This is a genomic window from Candidatus Nitrososphaera sp. 86-2 (assembly GCF_056726185.1).
Map to the genome: position 1 here is coordinate 1,754,563 of NZ_JBWZON010000001.1, position 23,587 is coordinate 1,778,149.

26 protein-coding genes are annotated in these 23,587 nt (G+C 51.3%); 19 read left to right on the forward strand and 7 right to left on the reverse strand.

The genetic code is table 11. The annotated features are described in order from the left end of the window. The first annotated feature begins 16 nt into the window (after positions 1-16). A complete protein-coding gene (locus tag ACYOR7_RS10480; RefSeq protein WP_479913893.1) occupies positions 17-433 on the forward strand; it encodes a hypothetical protein in 417 nt (138 codons plus the stop codon). Between the two features lie 187 nt (positions 434-620). Here the strand turns inward: ACYOR7_RS10480 and ACYOR7_RS10485 are convergent, their stop codons facing one another. Further along, entirely contained in the window at positions 621-1,139 is a 519-nt protein-coding gene (locus ACYOR7_RS10485) for a hypothetical protein (RefSeq protein WP_479913894.1), read from the reverse strand. A 223-nt stretch (positions 1,140-1,362) separates the two neighbouring features. On the opposite strand from ACYOR7_RS10485, the gene ACYOR7_RS10490 reads away from it, so the two are divergent. Together ACYOR7_RS10490 and ACYOR7_RS10495 are read left to right on the forward strand one after the other, a co-directional pair. Continuing rightward, entirely contained in the window at positions 1,363-1,836 is a 474-nt protein-coding gene (locus tag ACYOR7_RS10490) for a CBS domain-containing protein (RefSeq protein ID WP_479913895.1), read from the forward strand. A 2,549-nt stretch (positions 1,837-4,385) separates the two neighbouring features. Beyond that, positions 4,386-4,793, forward strand: a complete 408-nt coding sequence (locus ACYOR7_RS10495) for a response regulator (RefSeq protein WP_479913896.1) — start codon at positions 4,386-4,388, stop codon at positions 4,791-4,793. 171 nt (positions 4,794-4,964) lie between these two features. On the opposite strand, the gene ACYOR7_RS10500 is transcribed toward ACYOR7_RS10495, so the two are convergent. Beyond that, a complete protein-coding gene (locus tag ACYOR7_RS10500; RefSeq protein WP_479913897.1) occupies positions 4,965-5,324 on the reverse strand; it encodes a hypothetical protein in 360 nt (119 codons plus the stop codon). A 153-nt stretch (positions 5,325-5,477) separates the two neighbouring features. Here ACYOR7_RS10500 and ACYOR7_RS10505 point away from each other — a divergent pair, with 153 nt between their 5' ends. The 8 genes from ACYOR7_RS10505 (at position 5,478) to ACYOR7_RS10540 (ending at position 10,358) form a co-directional block, all read left to right on the forward strand. Further along, on the forward strand, positions 5,478-5,843 hold the full coding sequence (locus ACYOR7_RS10505) for a hypothetical protein (protein ID WP_479913898.1): 366 nt from the start codon (positions 5,478-5,480) through the stop codon (positions 5,841-5,843). 36 nt (positions 5,844-5,879) lie between these two features. Continuing rightward, complete coding sequence (locus tag ACYOR7_RS10510; protein WP_479913899.1) at positions 5,880-6,692, forward strand: DUF72 domain-containing protein; 813 nt, start codon at positions 5,880-5,882, stop codon at positions 6,690-6,692. A gap of 53 nt (positions 6,693-6,745) precedes the next feature. Continuing rightward, positions 6,746-6,934 (forward strand): hypothetical protein, encoded by a 189-nt coding sequence (locus ACYOR7_RS10515; RefSeq protein WP_479913900.1) that lies wholly within the window; start codon positions 6,746-6,748, stop codon positions 6,932-6,934. A gap of 46 nt (positions 6,935-6,980) precedes the next feature. Then, a complete protein-coding gene (locus tag ACYOR7_RS10520) occupies positions 6,981-7,604 on the forward strand; it encodes an Hcp family type VI secretion system effector (RefSeq protein ID WP_479913901.1) in 624 nt (207 codons plus the stop codon). Between the two features lie 144 nt (positions 7,605-7,748). Next, a complete protein-coding gene (locus ACYOR7_RS10525; protein ID WP_479913902.1) occupies positions 7,749-7,925 on the forward strand; it encodes a hypothetical protein in 177 nt (58 codons plus the stop codon). Between the two features lie 205 nt (positions 7,926-8,130). Continuing rightward, on the forward strand, positions 8,131-8,604 hold the full coding sequence (locus ACYOR7_RS10530; RefSeq protein WP_479913903.1) for a hypothetical protein: 474 nt from the start codon (positions 8,131-8,133) through the stop codon (positions 8,602-8,604). Positions 8,605-8,699: 95 nt separating this feature from the next. After that, positions 8,700-9,338, forward strand: a complete 639-nt coding sequence (locus tag ACYOR7_RS10535) for a DUF47 domain-containing protein (protein WP_294807569.1) — start codon at positions 8,700-8,702, stop codon at positions 9,336-9,338. A 9-nt stretch (positions 9,339-9,347) separates the two neighbouring features. Then, a complete protein-coding gene (locus ACYOR7_RS10540) occupies positions 9,348-10,358 on the forward strand; it encodes an inorganic phosphate transporter (protein ID WP_479913904.1) in 1,011 nt (336 codons plus the stop codon). On the opposite strand, the gene ACYOR7_RS10545 is transcribed toward ACYOR7_RS10540, so the two are convergent. Then, the gene (locus ACYOR7_RS10545; protein ID WP_479913905.1) at positions 10,348-10,548 is read right to left on the reverse strand and encodes a hypothetical protein; all 201 of its coding nucleotides are present in this window, start codon (positions 10,546-10,548) and stop codon (positions 10,348-10,350) included. The two genes, ACYOR7_RS10540 and ACYOR7_RS10545, sit on opposite strands and share 11 nt — an antisense overlap. Before the next feature lie 55 nt (positions 10,549-10,603). After that, a complete protein-coding gene (locus tag ACYOR7_RS10550; protein WP_479913906.1) occupies positions 10,604-11,950 on the reverse strand; it encodes an MFS transporter in 1,347 nt (448 codons plus the stop codon). Between the two features lie 145 nt (positions 11,951-12,095). Between ACYOR7_RS10550 and ACYOR7_RS10555 the strand changes: the two genes are divergently transcribed. From ACYOR7_RS10555 to ACYOR7_RS10565, 3 genes are all read left to right on the forward strand, one after another. After that, entirely contained in the window at positions 12,096-12,986 is an 891-nt protein-coding gene (locus ACYOR7_RS10555) for a hypothetical protein (RefSeq protein ID WP_479913907.1), read from the forward strand. Positions 12,987-13,168: 182 nt separating this feature from the next. Next, positions 13,169-14,140, forward strand: coding sequence for a UbiA family prenyltransferase (locus ACYOR7_RS10560; RefSeq protein ID WP_479913908.1), 972 nt, complete (start codon positions 13,169-13,171; stop codon positions 14,138-14,140). 155 nt (positions 14,141-14,295) lie between these two features. Beyond that, entirely contained in the window at positions 14,296-14,634 is a 339-nt protein-coding gene (locus ACYOR7_RS10565; protein ID WP_479913909.1) for a hypothetical protein, read from the forward strand. A 10-nt stretch (positions 14,635-14,644) separates the two neighbouring features. On the opposite strand, the gene ACYOR7_RS10570 is transcribed toward ACYOR7_RS10565, so the two are convergent. Both ACYOR7_RS10570 and ACYOR7_RS10575 read right to left on the reverse strand, forming a co-directional pair. Then, positions 14,645-15,430 (reverse strand): asparagine synthase C-terminal domain-containing protein, encoded by a 786-nt coding sequence (locus ACYOR7_RS10570; protein ID WP_294806893.1) that lies wholly within the window; start codon positions 15,428-15,430, stop codon positions 14,645-14,647. 50 nt (positions 15,431-15,480) lie between these two features. Further along, on the reverse strand, positions 15,481-15,678 hold the full coding sequence (locus ACYOR7_RS10575) for a hypothetical protein (protein ID WP_479913910.1): 198 nt from the start codon (positions 15,676-15,678) through the stop codon (positions 15,481-15,483). A 179-nt stretch (positions 15,679-15,857) separates the two neighbouring features. Between ACYOR7_RS10575 and ACYOR7_RS10580 the strand changes: the two genes are divergently transcribed. Further along, complete coding sequence (locus ACYOR7_RS10580; protein WP_479913911.1) at positions 15,858-16,700, forward strand: 6-pyruvoyl trahydropterin synthase family protein; 843 nt, start codon at positions 15,858-15,860, stop codon at positions 16,698-16,700. Beyond that, positions 16,701-17,348, forward strand: a complete 648-nt coding sequence (locus tag ACYOR7_RS10585; protein WP_294806886.1) for a 7-cyano-7-deazaguanine synthase — start codon at positions 16,701-16,703, stop codon at positions 17,346-17,348. Here ACYOR7_RS10585 and ACYOR7_RS10590 read toward each other — a convergent pair. Then, a complete protein-coding gene (locus ACYOR7_RS10590; protein WP_479913912.1) occupies positions 17,323-18,351 on the reverse strand; it encodes a Clp1/GlmU family protein in 1,029 nt (342 codons plus the stop codon). The genes ACYOR7_RS10585 and ACYOR7_RS10590 overlap by 26 nt on opposite strands. 128 nt (positions 18,352-18,479) lie before the next feature. Between ACYOR7_RS10590 and ACYOR7_RS10595 the strand changes: the two genes are divergently transcribed. Genes ACYOR7_RS10595 through ACYOR7_RS10605 form a run of 3 tightly spaced genes read left to right on the forward strand, consistent with a single transcriptional unit; the run spans position 18,480 to position 23,582 of the window. Continuing rightward, positions 18,480-20,825, forward strand: coding sequence for an amino acid permease (locus ACYOR7_RS10595; protein WP_294806881.1), 2,346 nt, complete (start codon positions 18,480-18,482; stop codon positions 20,823-20,825). A gap of 50 nt (positions 20,826-20,875) precedes the next feature. Then, entirely contained in the window at positions 20,876-23,215 is a 2,340-nt protein-coding gene (locus ACYOR7_RS10600; protein ID WP_479913913.1) for an ATP-binding protein, read from the forward strand. Next, entirely contained in the window at positions 23,196-23,582 is a 387-nt protein-coding gene (locus ACYOR7_RS10605; RefSeq protein ID WP_294806875.1) for a response regulator, read from the forward strand. Before ACYOR7_RS10600 ends, ACYOR7_RS10605 begins: the two co-directional genes overlap by 20 nt. Positions 23,583-23,587: the final 5 nt, after the last annotated feature.

Sequence of the window (23,587 nt, forward strand, 5' to 3'; positions counted from 1 at the left end):
TTGGCGAGATATCAAAATGGCGAAACTGACCGTCCACCGGAAAGGACATACAAGAAAGGCGTATACCGCAAAGCGGGGCGGCAAGACGGTAAAAGTTGGCAAATCGCATGTTAAACCTTCAACGTTCAAGGCTAATGACCGCGGAAAGAAAGGCAGAGGCCCAAAAGTCGTGCCACCACTTGAGAAAGGCGCGCTGGGCGGGCCGGGCTTTTTCGACCGCTCAAACGCGGAGCAGGAACAAATAGTGTTTGAGCGCGCAAAGGAGCTTGGCGAAAAAAAGGTGGTAGGCGAACTGCGTGCCTTGCAGGTCTTCTTTAAAACAACCGACTCTCAGAAATCAAAACGCGCCTTGGAATTGAGCAAGAGGGTTGCTGGCAGCTTTAAGGGCAAGCAAGAGGTCGGGTATCCAGAGGGCTTTAGCAAGAAGCAATAGCTAGCTCCTTCTACTGACTATGAACAAGATAGCACATATGACTTCCTGAGCACGAAAAGCTGACAACCTTCGTAAAGCGTAAAGCTCGATAGATAATTAATGGCAGCAGCTTAACCTTCTGCTTCTTAAAGATTGATGGCGCAAACATGTCAGGCTCTGCTTCTGGTATACATTGCATTTGAAGAGATTACCTTTTCCGCAATTCTCGAAAGATGAGGCCCTTTCTGACCAAGACAAGAAAGGTCAGGTATTCTGCATCTTCATAGACCATGATCCAAGACGACCAAACAAGCATACCTTTTGAAACGTGGTCGGTATACGCTGTGAGAAACTCGAATTCGTTCAAGAATGAACCATGGTAATTAGGTTCGATTGATGCTTCAATGTTGTCATTGTACCGCGCATAGCCTCTATCTATCGCGATCATCATCACGATTGCAACGATGGTAATGGCGATGCTTATCCACTGAAACTTTCGGGAAAACCAGTATCTTAACACCCGCTTGAATCTCTTGTCATGCTTCTTTCCATAGCTACTCTTGAGGAAGATAGTGACTATTAGAAATGTCATTCCCAATGCACCTAGACTGCCCATCCAATGAAGGCTGTACAAGATGATACGAAGAGTAAGCGATATGCCGAGCCAGAACCCTAGTACTACCACCTTATCCTGAAGGGATATAGTTTCAGTACTAGCCTCGCGCATTGGCTCTTCTGGCCCGAAAGTACTACACACAATCATATTCTATATGCCGTATGGGCGATTTTCACTCCGAATACAGCGGTCTCCTTGACATGATAGATAGGAAATCTGTGCAGAAGGATTTGATGATGCCAGACTTGACATGGGGCAGGATAGAGAAGATGGGATGTGAGTGAGAGAGTGAGAGTGAGAGAACTGTAATATCTTGGAAGAGGCTATTTCATGCATGGAAAATTCTGTCGAGGCAGCAATGTCAAACAATATAGAGACAATAAGCATCTCCGACACTGCAGAGCAGGCTGCAAAGAAAATGCGCGACTCAAAAGTAGGCTCGCTGTTTGTGGTCGACAAGAGCAAAGGCGAGCAACAACAACCTGTCGGAGTGATAACCGAGAGGGATTTGGTTAGGAGGGTGTGCGCTGAAGGAATAAGCAGCAAGGATATCGGAATTGAGCGCCTGATGTCCTCGCCTATCGCAACAATTGAGCGCAAAGCGACGCTTGGCTCGGCTGCCAGCCTGATGTCATCTAACAAATCAAGACACCTGCTCGTGGTAAATAACGGGGAAGACAGGCTGCCCGTCGGAGTAATCAGCAGCACGGACCTTGTTAGATACCTCAAGGCAAACATGGACGTCAATGAAGTAAACGCGCGGATTCTCGAGGCGCTGATGGAAGACGAGGAGCTGCCGCAGCCTTGACAGAGAGGCTTTTGGGGGAAGCGGCTTGTCCCGGCCAGAGGCCATTTGGAAGGCAAATAGCGCGCATGTATGTATGCATGCATGCATGCAGGTATGCTGGCCATGTTCCAATGGTTGATGGCTCCACGGGAACAACTGCTCGTACAGCAGAGCATCACCGGTCATTCTTTACATTTCTGGCCCGATATTGAGCATAATTCTAACGCATAGATGTTTGTTGATGTCGTCGTATTGTTTTCCTCTCCCTCTGTAACTTGTTTCCTCCTACTCTCCCTCTCCCCGGGGTGTTTGCTAGATTATATCTGGCAGATTTCAGAGCATGTCATGGCATGTCGCAACATGTGCGCAAGAATGGAAGGGACTTCAAATCATTGTTTCCCATCTCCCTATCAGTCAGGATATGCATACTGCCAGAAGTGTACCGTGTATATAAAGTCCGAAGAGAGGCGTTGTCCTTGCTGTCACATCAAACTTAGACGAAGAGCCAGAGGCTCCGCAAGAACCAAGACTTGGATTCCATAGAGTTGGGCATGACTGCTTACCATTAGCAGCTCACCCACCCTGCCACACACCTCGCACCCTAACGGAGGATGAGCAATTCTACCTTGTCCGGATTGGAGCATATAAGATGCCGAGGAACTACCCGGAATAGAGCCCGTCGCAAATCATCCCAGGATATATGCCCCTACTTCTCCTAGAGATGTACATCGCCATGATGCTTGGCCTTGTTTTTGTGCCGTTCGAGTGAGTCCTTAGTTGTGAAAGCCATTTTGCATACCTTGCATTTGAAGCCTTCAGAGTCCTTAGCACGACTAAATGGGTTTTTCATGATTGGGTAAGTGCTGATTGACAGGGGTTATAAAATATCACTAAACAGGGTTAAGTGAAGTGCCCAGTGCCTTAACTCTGTCGATATAGAAGCGCCTAATTTCGAACACCGCCTGATTTGCGATGAGGCTCATGGTGTAGAAAAAATGCTTGAGGAAATTATGGTTGATGCCAATTTGAAGCATTTGGATGGCTTGCGTTTAACGGCATTGCTAAAACTCACACTAGGGAAATTAATGTAAGGGAATTAGCTAATTTCCTGCAACTAGTCCTCATTTTACCTATCTTTTTTGCAACTATTAGTTATATAACACTCCTCAATTGCTTCTGAAGGGATGCAAAAACCAATCACTGTCAAGCCAATAACGCGTGAAACGGGAAGACTACTGCCAGGATGCTTTACGTGTGGCGGTTATGCCACCATGGAGGCGCACTTTGAAGCAGGGAGCTGTATCGTGCTGCATCGCTACTGCGAGGACTGTATTCAAACTGCAGAATATGATGATGATGCTTCCTAGCACCAGCTCTTCAGAGCATGGTTCCCAAGCACATCTCGTCTTAATCGTGACTTTTGGAGGAGAAACGAGTGCATAAACCCGGGATGTGAAATTTAATGGATTGCGAATCCAACAGATTTGAAACTATCACACTTAATCTTTCTCGACATTCTCTACTCTTATCGGGCATATCGGCGTTGCATCCCCATATACGCCCGATGACAAGTGTCATAGAATAACCCCGCTGTCAACTTGACCTTGATGGCGGGGTTGTTTAATGACTTCCGCTCTTTCAAGACGCAAAATCTCAAGAAATTAACGCGTTATCGATATTCTGCCTCTTATAGCAGAAGATTTCTCCATGATTACTAGAGGATACTACTGATGGCTTGCAGAGGCATCTGCGATAGACACAAGGCAAAGAAACCTGAAGATGGCGCTCGATATGCAGACGGGCAGCGAAGGTGCCAGACTTGCTCGCTCTTTCTAAACTGGTCGGGAATTTACTGTCCTTGCTGTGGATACAAGCTCAGAAGTACTCCAAGGAACAAAGTGTTCAAGAAGCGGTTCAAGGAGCTGATCAACGAACAAAGACGTGGGCCTCCCATCAGAATACTTTGATTTGGCTTAGCTCGCAGAACTGAGAATACGCAATTTTCTATCATGTCGACCGGCCCGATCTAAACAATTCAAAGGAGCCAAAAACCACTAATGACTGACCGGGAAAGTTCTACGAGGTCTCTCCCTAGTGACCGATTCGACCAGCATTTTATAAAACTCTCAAGAAGAATGCTCATGCAAAAGCCAATCAAGGTAACAAAGTTGCAATGGAAACCTGGTCGAGGTTTCCCATATTGCCAAGATTGTGGTGCATACGCCCGCTCCGAAGCGTTGTTCGACTTGGGAGTCTATATCGTTGCAAGGAGATATTGTGAAGAGTGCTTGCCAACCGCTCAGTGTGGCAACTAATGCACCTGTATTTAGCACATTTTGAAGCGTCCGTTGATAGCCTTACATAATCTGAAACAAGTTGCCAGGTGATTCAGAATGCGCACGGAATCGCTTGACGGCAAGTGTCATAAAAGAGCCCCGCCGCCTGCTCGCCACCGGCGACGGGGTTTCTCATGACCTTCAATTTTTTTTCACTAATGGATGCGGCAACTTCCATGACAGTGACACAAAACACATCTCTTTTAAGCAACTATCGCCACATAATTCCTCGCCTTGAGGATACTCGTAGCTGAAGACGAAAAGAATATCCTTTTGATGTACAGAGTGTTTCTCGAAGGTGAAGGGCATGAAGTTACGACTGCCCGCGATGGTGAAGAATGTCTCCATGGATACATGCTTTCTGATCATCAGGACAAGCCCTTTGATGTTGTCATTTTGGACTACAGGATGCCAAACAAAAATGGTCGCGATGTTGCCAGGGAAATACTTGCCAAACATCCCGGACAGACAATAATCATGATAACGGCCTTTAGCAAGGAGCTTACTGATTTCTCTGGAATAGAGAAAATCGAAGTTCTGCAAAAGCCATTTGAACTTGAGGACCTGACAAGGTTGTTGATAAAATTGTTTGAACCAAAGATTCACTCTGAAATACCTTCGAAAAAATCTGAATCAGTTTAGCCTTTCCTCCTCTACTCTAAATAGCCTAAAAGAGTCTTGAACGCATTGCACCAATTTTTTTATTACAACTCGGAATTCCGAATTCGAATTATCAGTCTAATCTATTCTAGGGTGTCCACTCTGCTAGAGGAAGAACATATCGACCTCCAAAAGAGACTCTATCTTATGATCTTAAGAATTGAATAACCTTGTCCAAAAGCTGTCGAAAGACCTGAAAAGCAATATTGCAAACGCGATTACCATGATGCCGATAGACCGGGCATCTATGTACCACCTTCCAAAGAGCAAGAACAGTAAGACGTTCATTATTACAAACAGCCCAGCTGCCAGTGCAGTGCACTGAGCAAATATCGTCAGGATCAGATTCCAGTTAAGCGTTGTGTCGCTGACCATGCCTTCGTACGAAGTGCTTTTCAGCAATCCAGGTTTTCGCTTCCAGACACGCCAAAAGATCGTGACATTCATGACCACAAATGCGATTATGCTGGTAAGCGTAGAAAGCAACAGCCAGTTAACTTCGTCTTCGCCCAAATCCGGCCACACCTACTAGTAATATCCAATAGAAGTATTAAAACAATATGTTGTCGCATGTTTGAACATGTTATAACATAATATTGATATATACATGCTTGAACAGTATAAACACATGTCTTCACATGTCCACAAGAGGAGATTGGTAGTAGCATGGTAAAACGCGGAGGCAAGGAAGTAGTAACAGTCGAGATCTTCAAGCAGACGTATGACCTCATGAAGTCTACTGCGGAAAAGATGCACTGGAACACCAAGGAGTACATCAACTCGGTGCTTGTTGACGCAATAGAGCGCGACAAGTTCCTGCAGAGCTACGCGCCCTACCTCTCAAAGATTGGCTATCAAGACAACATACTGTTCATCCGCGACGCAAAGGCAAGCAAGACTGCAGAGGTGTTTCTGAAGGACAGGACGCTCTACTGCGGGCTGTGCGAATCCAAGGACTGCAGCCACATACACTATGCCTTTGTGCTGCCCGAAGTGTCCAAGATGTTTCTGAAAAAGCCGAGGCAACAGTAGGCAGATAAATATCCCAGCGCCATGTAAGAGACGTTATTGCTCCTTGGCACCTGCGGGTGGAGTTACCAAGAATGGGTAGGGCTTTTCTACCCGAACAACAGGGTCGCCAAGCTCCCGTTTTACGCCAAGGTTTTTGACACTGTCGAAGTGGATTCGTCGTTCTACCGCATGCCGACCAAGGCTATGGTGAGAGGATGGGAAAAGGCGACCGGCCCCTCATTTCAGTTTTCTCTGAAACTCCCAAAGACGATAACGCACGACAAACACCTTGCAGGCGCAGAAGAGGATTTGCAGAAATTCTTGGATGTTGTCAAGCCGCTGGAGGACGCAGGCAAGCTCGGCTGCTTGCTTGTGCAGCTCGCGCCCAGCTTTTCCTACGATGAGGCAGGCAGACTGGAGGCATTTCTGAGGCTGCTGCCCCTACACATGCGCTTTGCAGTCGAGTTCCGGCACGAATCGTGGGACAGGAAGGAGACGTGGGACCTGCTGAGGAAATACAATGTCGCAAACACGATAACCGAGTCACCGATAGAGTTTCTGTCAAGGCCGGTCGTGACTTCGTCTACCCACGCGTACGTGAGATGGCACGGCAGGGGCAGGCCCATCTGGTACGAATACACCTATTCGGAAAAAGAATTGCAGCCCTGGGTCGACAGGCTGCAAGAGATAGAGGCTCAGGCCCCTGTAACGTATGCCTACTTTAACAACCACTACAGCGCCGGCGCGCCGCGCAACGCGCTCCAGTTCCTAGCCATGAGAGGCGAGCTTACAGAAATGCAGGAAAAAACAAAGGTGAGGATCGAGCGCAGACCCCGCAAGAGGCCGTCAAGGATAACGGACTTCGTTTAAGTAATTTATGATCACGATTAGGCGCGCATCCCAAGTGCTCGTTTGCGATAGAGTTGAGGGTGTATCCCAAGCACACGAACGGCTTTGGTATCATAATGGGCTATGGCGCGTCCGACACCGCGGCAGTCGCGCTGGAGCAGGTGCCCTGTGTCGACCTTGCAACCATACCGAAAAATAATAACAGCAGCGGAAAAGATAGAGCTGCCCAAGTAGGGCCCTCTCTACTTTTATCTTTTTTATAGGCTCGGACTACAGAAAAGGTATATCTATTCTTTTGAATCCGTCGCCATGCCAAACCTAGGCAAGATGCAGACGATAGCACCGATAACGGTTGTTGCGTCGATTCTTGTGGGGTACGTCGCAGTGGCATCTTTTACGTCGCAAAAGCTCTCGGCCAGCGAAGCGCTGCTCGGGATGCCTTCTGCTGACGCTGCCAGCGTCGACTACTTCCTAAAGATAGACGGCATTGAAGGGGAATCAACAAGTGACAGGCACAAGGGCGAGATAAACATCGAATCGTTCAGCTGGGGCGCATCCAACGCAGGCTCGTCAAGCGCGGGCGGCGGTGCAGGCGCGGGAAAGGTGTCGTTCCAAGACATCAGTTTCACCAAGGCAATTGACAAGTCGTCTCCAAAGCTGGTGCTTGCGACGGCGACAGGCCAGCACATCAAACAGGTTGTGCTCACAGGCGAGGTGAGTGGCAAAAAGGGTCAGCAGTTCCTCCAGATAAAGCTGACAGACGTTTTCATATCCTCGTACCAGCAGGGAGGCAGTTCGGGAGCAGTCCCCATAGACAGCTTTTCACTCAACTTTGCCAAAATAGAATTCACGTACTATCCTACGAATCCCGACGGCTCGCTTGGCGCGCCGGCGACCGGAGGTTGGGACGTAAAAGAGAACAAAAAAGTCTGAGATCCTTCTTTTTCCATTTTTTATTATTTATGATGCCGCAATTGTCAGAGCGTATTTATGCAACAACAATCCCTGGCGTGAAACTACTGCCCATCCCGCCGCGTCATTTTGGACATGTTGCTGTTATCTGCAGCCGGGGTGATAATGCGCATGAAGCCAGAGATGTGCAGGTACGCGCATGTTTGCAGGCACTTTGACGACAGCTCTGTGACATGCTACTCTGATGAAGAAGCTTCTGGCTATTGCGGCGCGTACGACGACTTTGACAGCTACAGGTCCGCCTTTATGTCAAAACTGGAAAGAAAGTTATTTACGCGCTGATTGCATAAAAAAAGCCGACACAACAGACGCCGGCAACAAAATATATTGCGACCCGTGTTCGTCAATTTAAAGAGAAAGAATCTATAATATTTATTAAAAGGATTTTAGTTTTGTAAATTTGGTTGTATCTCGTATTGTAATACTAATATTTTTGAATATATTGTTAAGCAATCCTTAATTATTTGATATGCGTTAGGACAATGTCATGAAGCACGCATTTGAAGATGGTTCGCTCGGCCTAAAGCTGAAGGGCTACCTCATAGTGCCGAACGATGCGCTGGAAAACAAGATCGCAATCTATACTCTGAGAATCGTCCAGGATATACTGTCAGACAATCCAGAGGTAGTCGACGGGTGGCTGGGCAACATACACGAAGATTACATGGCCAAAAAGAGGGCGTGCGACTTTGAAAACGACCCGGTAGCGTGCTTCAACCTCTCGATATACGAGGAGTTTGAGAAGCACCTGAAGAGCTGGGACGACGGTGGAATGCTGACAATATCGCTTCCCGGCAACAGGACAATACGCGTCAGTAAAAAGCCGCTCTTTTCCGTCTCCAAGAGCCCTGCAGAGAGCTGTGAGGAATGCAGGATGACGTTTGCCACGGTAAAGGAGCTCGTAAAGCACTACAGGGAAAAGCATCCTGCCAGCATAGAAAAGGTCATGATCCCAACCTGAGAGGAGCGGCGGGGAGAGAGAAATGCTAATCAATATAGAATATGTAGATCATTTAGCATAGGGTATTATACGCTGCACCCACGTAGTCCGTGTAGATGACAGGCGGCGGCTTTCTCTCATGGATTCGCTCCAACGACAGAGAGATAATCGACGCGCTAGAGCAGCAGGGCGCAAACGTGCTTAAGGCCGCCAGCTCCCTCGTAGACCTCGTTTCAAATTTTGACAACGTAGGCGAGCGCAAGGTCAGCATAAAGGACATCGAGCACAAGGGCGACGAGATAGCCCACGGCATATACCTTATCATGGACAAGACGTTCGTCACGCCGCTGGACAGGGAGGACATTTCGAAACTGACAAGCGAGGTGGACGAGATACTCGACTACATCGACGGCGCGGCAGACAGGTTCGTGCTCTTCAAGATAACCAAGCCGACCCCGTACATGATAGAGCTTGCCAAGATATTGCTCTCTGCCACGCAGGAAGTGTACGCTCTGATGACGCGTCTGCGAGGCTTCAAGAACTCTGCAGACTTGGTGGAGCACTGCAGGAACATCAACAAGTACGAGCACGAGGCAGACACCATCTACAGGCTTGCGATTGCAGAATTGTTTGAGACCAGCGACGCGATAGAGATAATCAAGTTCAAGGAAATATACCTGCAGCTGGAAGACGCGGTCAACAGGTGCCAAGATGTGGCCGACACGTTTGAGGACATTGGCCTGAAATACGGTTGATGATGTAAAGTGGCCGACCAGAGCATTGTCCTAGTGGTTTACGGAGCAATAGGCGCGGCGCTGTTTTTTGATTTCGTAAACGGCTTTCATGATGCGGCAAACTCTATTGCGACCGTAGTCGGTACCAGAGTGCTCAGGCCCATCCAGGCAGTCGGGATTGCGGCCGCAGCCAACTTTTCAGGTCCATTTATCTTTGGAACAGCAGTCGCGGCGACTGTTGGAAAGGGCATCATCATGCCCGAGTTTTCAACAGTGGACGTCATAATAGCGGGGCTTTTAGGGGCAATAGCGTGGGACCTCATAACGTGGTGGTTCGGCCTGCCGTCATCAAGCAGCCACGCGCTCATCGGCGGCTTGGTGGGCTCGGCGCTCTTTGTCGGCGGCCTGCAGGCCATAGTCGCGCCCGGCGTTGAAAAGACGCTCACGTTCATGGTGGTGTCGCCGGCCATGGGTTTTGCAGTAGCGGGCGGCTTTGCGCTTGCAATGATGTTCTTTTTGCGCAAGAAGGTGCCAGGCAGGGTCAACAGGGTGTTTGGCAGGCTGCAGATAGTGTCCTCGGCGTTTTTCTCGCTGACGCACGGCGCAAACGACGGGCAAAAGACGATGGGCGTCATAACGGCGCTCCTGATAGCAGGTGGTCTGCTGCACTCGAAGGAATTCGCAGTCCCATTGTGGGTCATAGTGAGCGCCGCATCTGCCATTGCGCTTGGCACGTTCTTTGGAGGTTGGAGGATAGTCAAGACCATGGCGTTTAGGCTTACCAACCTAAAGCCGTACCAGGGGTTCTGCGCAGAGACGGGCGGAGGCGCGATTCTGACCTCCATGGCGTGGCTCGGCATACCGGTGAGCACTACGCACGCGATTTCCGGCGCAATAATGGGCGTCGGGGCGACAAAGAGGTTCTCTGCAGTAAGGTGGGGGCTTGGAAAGAAGATAATTTATGCGTGGGTGATAACGATACCCGCAAGTGCTGCAATAGCGGCGGCATGCATGTGGGTGATAAAGGCGCTCAGTGGGTGAGAAGAAGCGACTTGCAGCCATCGCAGCATCTCTTTAGCGCAGGCACGCCTTCGACTGTGCCCTTGACATAGACGTCATATGTCGCCTTTTGCGCGCCGCAGAGGTCGCAAGAAATAACCTGCAAGCGAGCCACCTGCTCTGAAATCGGGCTTAATTTCAAAACGTCAAGCTTTGTTGTCGACGCCAGCATGGATATGAGATAGGCTGTCAGTCATATCAAGCATTTCTATATAGACTATATTGCACTATGGAGAATCATTCGCAATCTTCTCAAGAGGCTTGCCCCGGGTCTTTATTCCAAAAACAAGCATCACGCATGCCGCGACAAAAGAGAATATTGAAATCCCTACCATAAGGGGCATGAATCCCTGCGGCTGAAGTGCAATAAAGATGAATGGCGATACGGCTGCGATGCCCCTGCTACTGCCTTCCACGATTCCTGTTGCAGAAGACCGGATACGGGTTGGAAAGTTCTCTGCAGTGTACGTCAAGAGGGCCGTAATGACCCACGCATTTGCGAAAAATGCAATGAATCCGGCGAGCACCAGGCCGGCAAAATCATGGACGAGCAGACCTCTGAGGATAAACCCGATGCTCAGAATGACGCTGGCCGTGGCAACCTGGTATTTCCTCTCAATCCTGTCCCCAAACAGCATAGCCGCTATTCCGCCCGCCACAAAGCCCGTGCCACTTAGCAGGGTAATAGATATTGATTCTGATATGGTATATCCCTGATTGACGTATGCCACCACTAGCAACAATGCGGAGTATATTGGAATGTACACCAAGAACCAGACGGCTACGAGAAAAACAATACGCGAAAGAGAGGTTTTGTTTTTGAGGAACTTGAAATCGCGAGCTTTCCTTTCACTCGACGCAGTGGACTCTAGCTTGGCAGCACCTATTGATTGCAGGATGTCGTTTGTTTCCTGCAATCTGCCTTTTGACACCAGCCATCTGGGAGACTCTGGCATCCGGAGCCTGAAAGGCAGGGAGACCAGGGCGACAATGCCGGCTAGCCCAAGCACTACCCTCCAACCTTCGATTCCAGCAGAATGTCCCTGAAGCAGCGCCAACGAGATCGGGCCCGAAGAGGTCAGGCCCATCCATCCGAGAATTGCCAGAAATGAAGTGTATTTTCCTCTCTTTGCCTTGGGAGACATTTCTGCGATGTACACGCTTACTATTGCAAGCTCGGAGCCTATGCCGGCCCCGGTTATGAGCCGGAAGACCATCAGATGGGTCATGTTCTGCGACAGCGCCGCCAATATCGAGCCTACTCCCAGCAGGAGTATTGAGACCATGAATGCAGTTTTTCTTCCCTTGGAATCGGAAAGTATTGTTATCAATACCGCGCCTATCAAATAGCCCACGATTGTGAGAGAAGCGCCGGCGGCTATTTCTGCGTCGGTGACGCCCCAGACGTTTCTTAGCACGGGAGAAATGTAGGCGTAGTTTGACACGTCGTAGTACACAAAAAAGCTGGCAAGACTTATCGCAGCTATGACACTGAGTTTAAGGGGAATCCTGTTCAGGCCATCTATCTTTTCGCCTATCTCTTCAATAGGTCCCTTTCCGCCCCCCGCCTGCACTACATTGGTAACAAGATTATGGAACTAGTTAAAGGTCACCTGCGGCGCACGTCGACGTTTGAGTATCAAGATAATATTATAGAATTATCCAATACAAGACAATTATCGAATACTTAAATAGGACGCGGAGTAATCCGATGCGAATATGTCAGAATCCGTCACTACAGATCAGGTTTTCTCCATCTTAGCTGACAGGCATTCTAGTACCATTCTAAAGATGGCTTATTCCGGTTTCAAGGCTTCGTCAACCAGTTACATAGGCAATCTGAGCAAAAAGCAGTTTTACGTCAGGCTCAAGCGCCTCCGCGACGCCGGCCTGGTTGAGAAGCGCGACGCATTCTACAGGACAACTACTCTTGGATCCCTCGTCTACAACAGCCACATCAAGACGATGGACAACATACTATCCAACTATTGGAATCTCAAGGCAATAGACATCCTGAAGGCAAGGGAGGACTTTCCCTCGCACCAGAAAGAGATGGTCATCAAGGAGATAATCCAGAGCAGCAACCTCAAGGGCATCGTCAATGCGACGCACCTTTCCGGCTTTACAATCATCAAGGACTTTAACGGCCTCATCAACGAGGCAATCAAAGTTCTTGATAATGCGCACGGCGAGGTCTACTTTGCCTCAAGGTATCACGATCCTCACGTCGCGGCCAAACTGGTCGAGAAATTTGCCCAAGGCGTCAAGCTACACATACTTGACAGTAATCCCGAGCAGATAAGTCTCGAAAACAGACTTAATGCGATTCTCAGAACGCCACCCAATAAGGAAACCTTTGAAAAGGTGAATGAAATGATCAGGTCGCCACGCTTTGATCTAAAGAGAAAAGAGGTTCCAATAAGCTTCATGGTGATTGACGGCATCCAGGTCGTCTATGAGACAGTCAACTACTCGAGTCCCGAACAGTTTACAATAGCTCTATCTGTCTACGACGATACGTACATGGCCCAGCGGTTCATAACTTACTTTGACCTGCTGTCCAAGGACGCCATCATGCCTCATCTGCTGGCAAGTGTCAGAGAACGCTAGATAGCTGCTTTTAGGTTTCATTGGCTAGGGCACCCCGCAGGATTATCAATTAAACACAGAATTACAAATGAGTAAGTAGCTTCAAAGGTCCGTCCGGCCCACAATCTACCCCAGAAAGTAGCCGTTTTTGGACACTTTTTGTAAAAAAAAGTAATATCGCAATACTCTGTCGCACCCTTTTAATGTCAGTTCTTTCAACAATACAAAACCAAAAGACTGGTAAACAGGTTAAACAGACATCGTTCCTTCGTTCACAACTGATTCTCTTCCAGTCTCGGAAAAAATGGGGCCTAATCTATGCTCTTGCCACCTTGGCAGGATTATTTTGCATACCACAAGGCACAGTTGCGGCGGCTTCGCAAATTGACGCGCTGGTATTTGTCGCGAGAACCTTGCCGTTGCCCCTCGTTTCATTCGCGATAATAGTGGGCATGTACGTGCTGAACGACCTGGTTGATGCCGATCTGGACAAGGCCAACGGCAAAAAGCGCCCGATACCCACGGGCAAGGTGTCAAAAAGACAGGTGTGGGCTTTTGTAGGCCTCACTAATGGCACGGGCATACTACTTGCAAGCCTCACGTTCAACCCGGTAAGCGCGGTAATTGCACTCGTGATAGCTGCCATAGGCTTGATGTATTCCGCACCAAAGATCTCGTTCAAGGACAGGTTTGTAGTAAAGACGCTGTCAATAGCGCTTGCAATGATGCTCTGCGCACTCCTCGGCGCAACATCGATGTTTGGTCTGGACCTCTCAGGTGCCAACCTGTTCGTGCCTGCATACATGGTTCTTATGCTTGGAACCATGATCTTCATTACCTCGCCTTTTAATGATATGGGCGATATAGCAGGCGACAAGGCTGCAGGAAGACGAACCATACCTATCGTGATAGGAAGGGAAAACACGGTCAAGATGGCAATTGTGCTGGCAACAGGGATGATAGCGGCTTCATGGCTGTTCCATGGTCTCGGCGTTGTAGGCCTCGCCTCGGCAATTGCGGTGAGTTTTGTATCTTCCCTTGCGGCAGTCAACATATTCAAGGTGCTGAAAAAGCTGGATGACGTGAATTACGTACGCAAAAAACACACGATATCATATCCGCTCCACATTATGTTGCAATCGGCAATAGTAATCGGTGTGCTATTGACTTGGTAATAGCAAATAGTATCCAATAAAGGCAACTACTTGGTCATAACTACTGCCTAGAGTCACCCAAGCTATAATACGCTCACTATCACGAGTAAAGTCGTAAAATGGCCAAGACCCAGACAACAGCCACAGTCCTAAGGACCATTTCAGATGATAGATCCATGGACCTTTTTAGAACTATCGCCCATGGTAGCATAGACAGCGAGAGTCTAAAGAGTAAGACCAAGCTCACACGTAAGCAGTATTATTCTAGGCTCTCAAGGATGACAAAATCTGGTCTTGTAAGGAAAAAGAGTGGCAAATACACCCTCACCGCGTTTGGTAAGGTGGTCTACGACTCGCAGATGACTGTCGACAATGCGCTGACCAACTTTTGGAAACTCAAGGCAATCGACTCGCTCGAAATGTCAAACGAACTTCCAAAGGAAGAGCAGCAAAAGCTTATCGATACCCTCCTGGACAACCAGGAGCTCAAGGGCATCCTCGTAAAGGGGCCCTAGACGTCTCTTTCTAGACCACGCTTTTTTTCATTTCATCTTTTCTCTCTCTAGCGGACAGCTTGTAGTTCTTGTGTATGAGCGAGCCGTACTGCAGGGCCTTTTTTGGCTTGAGCGCCGACTCTTCCGGCACGCCCATGGCAAGAGCAGCCTGGCGCAGGACATGCTTTCTCATCATGTCATTTGCGTCCTTGATCTTTTGGTCCATGGGCACCTTTTCTTTCGCAAACTCGACAAACTTGGCAGACAGAAAGGGCTGGCGCACCTGCACCGAGAACTCGGCTGCGACTGCGGATATTTCCTGCACCAGTACAAGCTCGTTTTCTATCTTGGACTCCATGTACTCCATTATCGCAGACTCGCCTTTGTCATAGACTGCCCGATAGCCGTTGTAGCCGCAGAAAAGCTCGTCGCATCCGTTGGCGCTTGCCACCACGGAAAAGCCAAGCCTGTTTGCGGCCTGGGCAATGTAATAGTAGGCTATGCAGTTTTCGACGTGGGAGGTGTTGCCGCATGTCACTGTCTGCAGGACGTGCGCAAGGTCCTTCTGGAAATCACGGTGGTCAAGCTCGACCACTGTATGCGGCAGGCCGATCTTTGACGCAATCTCTTTTGAAAAAGAGACGTCGTGCGAGCCGGGAAACCCCACCGTCGCAAGCGTCACGTGCTTGCCAAGGTCGCGGCAGATAATTGACAAGAGCGCGCTATCTACCCCGCCGGAAAACGCGACTGCTACGTTTTTTTCTGGCAGAACAGCTCCTACCGCATCGCGCAGAGCGCGCTCTAGCTCTTGCAACATGTGTATATGTCAGGCAGAGGTGTGACCCTGAATAAAACGGTAATTATTGATCACAGGTCTCGGAGGGCCTTGTCGAGCATATCCATCAAAAGTTCGCCCTCGTCCTCTCCAAAGGTCTTTTTCAGCGCTTCATCTATTCGCCTCATAGGGTAAGACTCACTTCCTGTAAAAGTTATGCCCTGTCTCTGCAGGTCGGTCATCAGGAGGTCCACCACGTTAGATCCAAGCGGCTTGCGCAGGCTATTCATCGCCCTAAAGGTCTTTGCCAGGCACAGACCCCACGTTTTTCTGATTATTGGACAAAACGCACGTCTTAGTGTCTATATGTATCTAAAAATAGTTATGTTTGGTTGTTACCTAACAAGACTTATGCATCGCAAAAATACCATTTATATAGACTTTAGCTGCTCACGTAGACAGCCAATTAATGCCCACCGAACGGGTCGTTTTAAACAGCGATCTGCGCTACCTTGACAGCAAGGGCAACCTTATGCGCACGAGGGCCGAGCTGTCAGTCGCGCGGATGCTTGACTTTCTAGGCCACGACTACAAGTATGACCAGGCAGTAACGCTGCCAGACGGCACGGTCGTACGCGTTGATTTTATTGTGGCAGGCAGCAACAAGCACATAGAGGTCGTAGACTCGGAATCCGACGCGGCCAAGTTCCGCAGGATAAAGGAGGGGATGTCGGCGCTTGACATCGTCGCGATAGGCCACTCTAAATATTCAAGCAAGGTGGACGAAATTGACTCGATGTTCTTTTATGACGAGTCAGAGAGGACGCAGACGGGCTCTATCTTTATCGAGGACCCGTCACTCGCGTTTGACTATGCGCACATACTTCCGCTCGTGGAAAAATGCTCGGTCCTGCATGGCCACACTTCGACTGTCATGGTAGAGATAATCGGGAGCATGAAGAACAACCTGGTGGTAGACTTTGGCGAGGCAAAGCGCATAATCAAAGACACCATCAACATGATAGACCACAAGTTCTTCATCAACAAAAAGTACCTGGAAAAGGAAGACGACATGCACTATTACGTCTCGTTCCAGGGCCCGCGGGGCTATTTCAATCTGCAGCTGCCCAAGATGACGACGTGGCTCATGCCCGGCGAGGCGACGGTTGAAAACCTGTCGACGGAGATAATCAGGCTGCTTGCGCCGCGCATGCCGCCAAACGTGGAGGCGCTTGGTGTCTACATCTACGAGGGCGTCAACAAGGGCGCGCACATCATAGCCGGAGTCAAGAAGGAAGAGAAAAAGGGCTAGATGGACAAGGCCCTGGTGATGCTCTCAGGCGGGCTGGATTCAGCCACTTGCCTCTACTGGGCCAGGGAAAGGTTCGCAGTCTCTGCAATCACGTTCAACTATTTCGGCAGACTTGTACAGGAAAAGCGCGCCACACGCAGCCTCGCAGAGAAGGCCGGCGTAGAGGTCATAGAAGTCGATGTGCCGTTTGTAAAGGAGGCGTCTGACTTTGACGACGGCAAAATGAAGAAGGAAAAAGGTTCCGACCTGCGGTGGGCCTCGTACGTGCCGGCAAGAAACATGATGTTCTACTCCATAGCGGCTCACTACGCAGAATACCTTAACGCCAAGTGGATAATAGGCGGCCACAACAGCCACGACGTGTCATTCTTCAAGGACGCGTCCAGACAGTACATCGAAAAGATGAACTCTCTTTTTGCAGAAAGCTGCCTGCTGTGCGACGGCCGGCCGTACCAGATAGTGCTTCCTTTGGCAGAGATGGACAGAAAGGCAGTCATCACGCTTGCGCGCGGGCTGCACGTTCCCATAGAGATGACGTGGAGCTGCCACCAGGAAGGCGAGATTCCCTGCAGAGAATGCTACGCGTGCAGGCAGCGCCTGGAGGCGTTTTCGGCCCTTGGCATCAGAGACCCTGCGCTGAAAAAGTGACCCTTTCTTCTCGGTTTTTGCGCAGCCGGATCTCGCTTGCATGAATTGTGGAAAAGTCCTTTACTCCCGTCCTCATAGACACCTGCCTGCCGTCCATCGACTCTATCGCGCCAAAACCGGCTATCCTGCGCCGTGAGCCGAGGGCAACGAACATTCCCTCTGGCGCAAGCGCAAGCACTGTACCCCACTGCACGGGCCTGTCCCGGTGCAAAAAGTGGGCCGCGTCGACGCTTTTTGAGACAATCCCCGGCCCGATGTGCCTTTCGTACTGCTCCAACCGGCGCCCCACCCTTTCATAATGGGTTTTTGCCGCCTGCGCGCTCGAAGGCGCCACAGCCAGTTTCCACTGGCCCGAAAGTGCAAGATTGTCCTGCCCCATGCAGACCAGAACGTCGGGCGAGACTGCGTCTGCAAGCATCCGCTTGTACAAAGGGTCAGAATAGCCGTCGGTGTTGACTATTTTCAGGTCAGAAGACATCATTTTTCCAACAAGCGATTTTAGCTTTTTCGCCACCAGCTTTTCTGCGCCGGCGGGAGTCGTCGCGCCGATGAACGCGAAAAGGCCGGCCTCGGCATCCCTCAGGTCGACGACCTGTTCCTTGAGGACTGCCGCACCAAGGGCCGCCGGTGGCGCGAGGTCGCCCTGGCCCATGTCGCCGTCGATGATGCACGGCGCCATGCCGCGGCACAGCGCGAGGTTTGCAAGGTATGTTGAAAATGTGGACTTGCCCGTATCCGTGGCGCCGGCTACCATCACGGTTGTTGCACTGCCAAGCGACAGGATGCTTTCCGCGATTTCCCGCCACATACGGGCGCCGGCATCCTTAGAATCTGCAGTCCACGACTCGCCACCCTGCACGTCGAGCTTGAAGTCGTCGTTATTGTTGTCAGGCTCAAACGGCAGCGTCTTTCCGGTCCTCACGGCAATTGTGCGCAGAGACACATCCATTCCAAGTACCGAACACCTGCCAAGGACGCGCACTGTGGCCGGACCCTTTACCATCTGCACTGTGCCAGCCGACATCATATAATTAGAATACCTAATGTACGTGGCCGAGATAACATTTTTCTCCCTCTCCCCTTATGAGGGTTGTAAACGTTTATTTCCCAAGCCCATGGTGCACTGCTAAGTTGTCTGCACCGGCTGACGGCGCGCAGCGGCCACCGGCGGCTGAAGCTCGTGGCCAGCACCAGTTGGTACGCACCCTTGGCCTCACCGACGTCATAATGGTCGGAATAGCGGCCATGATAGGAGGCGCCATATTCGTGCTTACTGGACCTGCCATTGGGCTTGCAGGAAGCGCTGTGATAATCGCGTTTGTGATAAACGGCATTATCACGCTCTTTACGGCCATGGTGTACGCCGAGCTTGGCTCGGCGATGCCGGAGGCCGGCGGAGGCTATTTGTGGATACGCGAGGGCCTGCCCAGACCAAACGCGTTCATCAGCGGGTGGATGGCGTGGTTTGCCCACATCGTGGCAGGGAGCCTCTATTCCGTGGGCTTTGGCGCGTTTGCGTACAGCCTGCTCCAAGTTGCTGGGGTGCTTTCGTCAGAGTCACTACTCGGCATATTTCCAATTGACAAGCTGATAGCCGTGGCCTCTATAGCGGCGTTTACGTACGTCAACGTCAAGGGCACGTCTGAAACGGGCAAGGCCGGCACAATAGCGACGGTGGTGCAGCTGGGAGCAATAGTTGCCATCATCGCGTTTGGTGTGTGGGGGATCCTGAACAACCCGGGATGGGAGCAGCGGTTTTCCGAACAACTGCTGCCGATGGGGATAAGCGGCATAGTCGCGGCGATGGGTCTCACTTTCATCGCGTTCGAAGGCTACGAGATAATAGTCCAGACGGGCGAAGAGGTCAAGAACCCAAAACGCAACATACCCCGGGCGATATTCATCTCCCTTGCAATCGTAGTCGCCCTGTACTGTCTGATGGCCTTTGTGGCGCTGGCCGCTACAAAGGCGCCTGACGGCACGCCGGCGTGGAAGTTCATAGGAAGCGAGGGTGAACTTGGGATAAGCAAGGCTGTCAACCTTTTCATGCCGTATGGCGCGTTTGTGGTCCTTGCAGGCGGCATCGTGTCCACCCTTGCCGCGCTCAACGCCACCACGTTTTCGTCTTCAAGAGTCGCCTTTGCCATGGGCAGGAACTACAACCTGCCGCACAAGCTCAGCGAAATACATCCGGTGAACAGAACGCCCTACGTCGCCGCCATCGTTTCGGGCATAATAATGGCAGTCATGGCATACGCTCTCCCGCTCAACGACATCGCCCTTGCGGCAGGCGTGATATTCCTTCTCCTTTTTACGCAGGTCAACGTGTCAGTCATAACCATACGCAGGATGTACGGAAGCAAGCTCGACTATGGCTTCAAGACGCCGTTCTTTCCCGTCATACCTGTCATTGGCATCATACTAAAGCTCGGCCTTGCCGTCTACCTCCTTGTCACGCAGCCGCTCAGCTGGGTCATCACCATCCTGTGGATACTCGTCGGCTTTGTGCTGTACCGCATGTACACGTTCAAGAAGGAGGTGGAGCACTATGCGCCCCTTGTCACGCAACAGGGAGCAGAAGAGCGGCGCGGCTACAGGGTGCTCCTTATGTACAGCCCGGAAAACCCCGACAGGCTGGCGAAATACGCGACTAGGATAGCGAGGGAAACGGCTGGCGAGGTGAACGTGCTTCGCATAATCACGGTCCCGCACCAGACCCCGCTTTCCGCCGGCTCGGCCTTTGCGGAAAGCGCCCGGCGCGCGTTCCAGCCGCTTGAGGAGGCGTTTGAGAAAAGAGGCGTGCCAAGCCACTACCTTGTCAGGATATCGCATGACGCGACAGAGGCGATGCTTGCTACCATAGAGGAGCAAAAGATAAACCTGGTGGTGGCCGACCTTGAGACGCTGCGCAGGAACAAAAAGCTGCTGACGCTTGCCACCTGCGACATCCTGGCGATAGCGGCCGAAAGCGACGAATTGGAGATGGAGCCGGCGCGCGAGCAGGTCGAGGCTGATCTTGAGCTGCACGCTGTGCCGGCGGAGGAAAAGAAGAGCCTGGTGGTGATATACGACGGCGGGCCGCACGCAAACCTGGTGCTAAAGATCACAAGCTGGCTTGAGCATTCTGGCAGGTTCAAGGTCAACCTCGTTTCAGTGGGCAAGAAGGAGGAAGAGGCGGCAGAAGGAAGCGTCGCCATGAAGCCCGATTATTTGTCGCAGCTTGGGGTAGACCTGACGGAGGTTCATCTGGGTACAAGCGTGCAAGAGTCTGCCGCAAACGTGTTTTCCGCCGTCGACGCAAACAAGCCGGACATCGTGGTGATGGGTGCAAGCATCGGCAAGTTTTCCGTCCTTGACAGCCCGTACATGCTGCAGATGCTCAAGCGGCTCCGCTGTCCCGTCATGATTGCTAGGGACTTTGGCATCCCAGGCGTCTACCGCGCCACGTCGCTTGTGAGAAGGATGCTTGGAAGGTAGCAACATAGATATCGTTTTTATTTCTCGCGGGACGCAATCTACCGCGTCTTTTGCACCAGCCCGTCTTTCTGAGCATCAGGTCCAAGATCACGTTTATCAGCCTCTTTCTTTCGATAACAACGCTTTTTGCAGTCGCCCTCATCAGCTTCATCTCCGCCGACAATCAGCTGCGCGAAAGAGTCAGCGACCAGCTGATAAGCGAGTCCACCGGCAGGGGCGCGGCCATACGCTCGCTTGTCGACACAAGGATAGAGCAGATACGATTAATGTTCACAAACAGCGTGCTGCAGCAAGCCATCGAGGAATTGAACCAGAACGGCTCGTCGATAAGCGACCAGAGGATGCAGGCGTACAGAAACGACTTTACAGCAGGCATCGAGTCTTTCCGGCAGGTCGTCGGGACCACCGCGGGGCTTGAAAACGTCAAGGCGATTGGCTCAAGCGGGCACGTGCTTTTTTCGTCCGACCGGTCCGAGGAAGGCGCGGACCTGTCGCGCGACAGGCGGTTTCTGCGCGGCATGAGCGAGAGCTTTCTAGAGTTTGATCAGATTGACGGCAAGCGCAAGGCCGTAGTCGCCGTCCCGATATACAAGAACGGCCAGATAGGCACGCCGCCGGCAATAGGCGTCATGATTGCCACGATGGATACGGCGAAATTTGACGAGATCCTTCTAAACCGCGAGGGCCTCGGGGAGACCGGCGAGGTGTACCTTGTAAACGCCAACAGGACGCTCATCTCCGAGTCGAGGTTCATCGAAAACGCCGCCTTTCGCACGACAGTCAATACCCTTCCCGCCAACAGGTGCTTTGACGAAGGCGCCAAGATTTTTGCGGTATACCCGGACTACAGGAACATACCCATCGTAGGGGCGTCGTACTGCGCCCGCGACCTTGGGTTCGTGCTCCTTGCCGAGTTTGACGAGGCAGAGATATTCCAGCCCGTGACGCAGCTGCGCGACGCCATCCTCATTGCGGGCGCAATCATCACGGGCGTGGTAGTCGTCATAGCCCTGTACGTGTCAAAGACCATCTCTAGGCCCATAACGCGGCTCAAAGACGCCGCCGACAAGATCTCAAAGGGCGACTATACCCACAGGGTAGAAGTCGAGTCCGGCGACGAGGTAGGCAGGCTTGCATGGCAGTTTGACATGATGCGAAAAAGCGTGCTAGAGACCAACATGAACCTGAACCGGCTGGTGCGCGACAGGACAAAAGAACTCACCGACATGACAAACGCGCTGGACGCTACTGCCATCGTGGCCGTGACTGACAAGGACGGCACGATAACAAAGGTGAACAGCAGGTTCGCGGAAATATCGAAATATTCAGAGGAGGAGCTCATAGGGCAGAACCACCGGCTCTTAAAGTCTGGATACCACTCTCCGACCTTTTTCGAGGAGATGTGGAAGACCATCACCTCCGGCCAGATATGGCAGGGCGAGATAAAGAACAAGGCCAAGGACGGGAGCTTTTACTGGGTCAAGACCACCATCGTGCCGTTCCTCGGCGAAGACGGCCAACCCAAGCAGTACATAGCGATACACAACGACATCACCAACCTAAAGAACACAGAGGAGCGCCTGAACGAGGCGCTTGCGCGCGACAGGGCAAACACCGAGATAATCAAGATGCAAGTCGAGGAGCTGAACGTCACTAACGAGGAGCTCCGGCACAAGGACAAGCTGAAAGACGAGTTTCTCAGCATGGCGTCACACGAGCTAAAGACGCCGCTCACCCCCATCATTGGGTGGTGCGGCGCGCTAAAGTCAAACACAATCCTTGGCAGGCTCTCAGGCGAGCAGCGCGCCGCGGTCGACACGATTGAAAAGAACGCGGTCAAGCTGGAAAAGATGGTGAGCGACATGCTCGACGCGCAAAAGCTAGAGCTGAACGAGTTCAAGTTCAACATCGGAGAGGTGGACGTGGACCGCGTGATAAGAAACGTCGAGCGCGATTTGGAGTTTGTCATGAAGGAAAACAAGATCGAGTTTGTGGTAAATGCGCAGCCGGGCTTGAAGCTGCGGTCGGACGAAGCCAGGATAATGCAGGTGCTAAACGCGCTCCTGTACAACTCGGTCGATTTCGTCCCCAAGACAGGTGGCAGGATAGAGCTCACAGCTGAATCGAGAGGCGGCGACATTGTCTTTGGAGTCAGGGACAACGGGCCGGGGATACCGAAGGACAAGCAGCGGTTCCTGTTCAAGAAATTCTATCAGGTCGATACATCGCTAAAGCGCAAGCACGGCGGGACGGGCCTCGGGCTTGCCATATCAAAGGGCATAGTTACCGGCCTCGGCGGCCAGATATGGGTCGACACCGAAGAGGGCAAGGGCTCTAGTTTTTATTTCAGTCTACCGAGAGAAACAAAAAATGAGAATCCTCATAATTGACGACAGCGACGACATAACAGACCTGCTCGTCAAGGTTCTCACCACCGTCGGGCACGAGGTGACGCCGTCCGACAACGGCAGGGAGGGTCTTGCCATGATAAACAGCGGCAAGTTCGACCTCGTCTTCCTTGACATTGCGATGCCGGACTTTTCCGGCCTTGACGTGATTGACAAACTTGTGCAGTCGGGCAGAATAAGAGACAGCCCAATAGTGCTTTTCACCGCTTCTTCCATCACCGACGCGGAAGTGGCAGAGCTCGTGAAAAAGGGCGTGCACTCGTGTCTGAGAAAGCCGGTAAGAATAGAGACGCTGTTTGAAAAGGTGGAAGAGATTGGCAAGCTGCGGGCCTCGGCGGCCAAGAGCTAGAACGG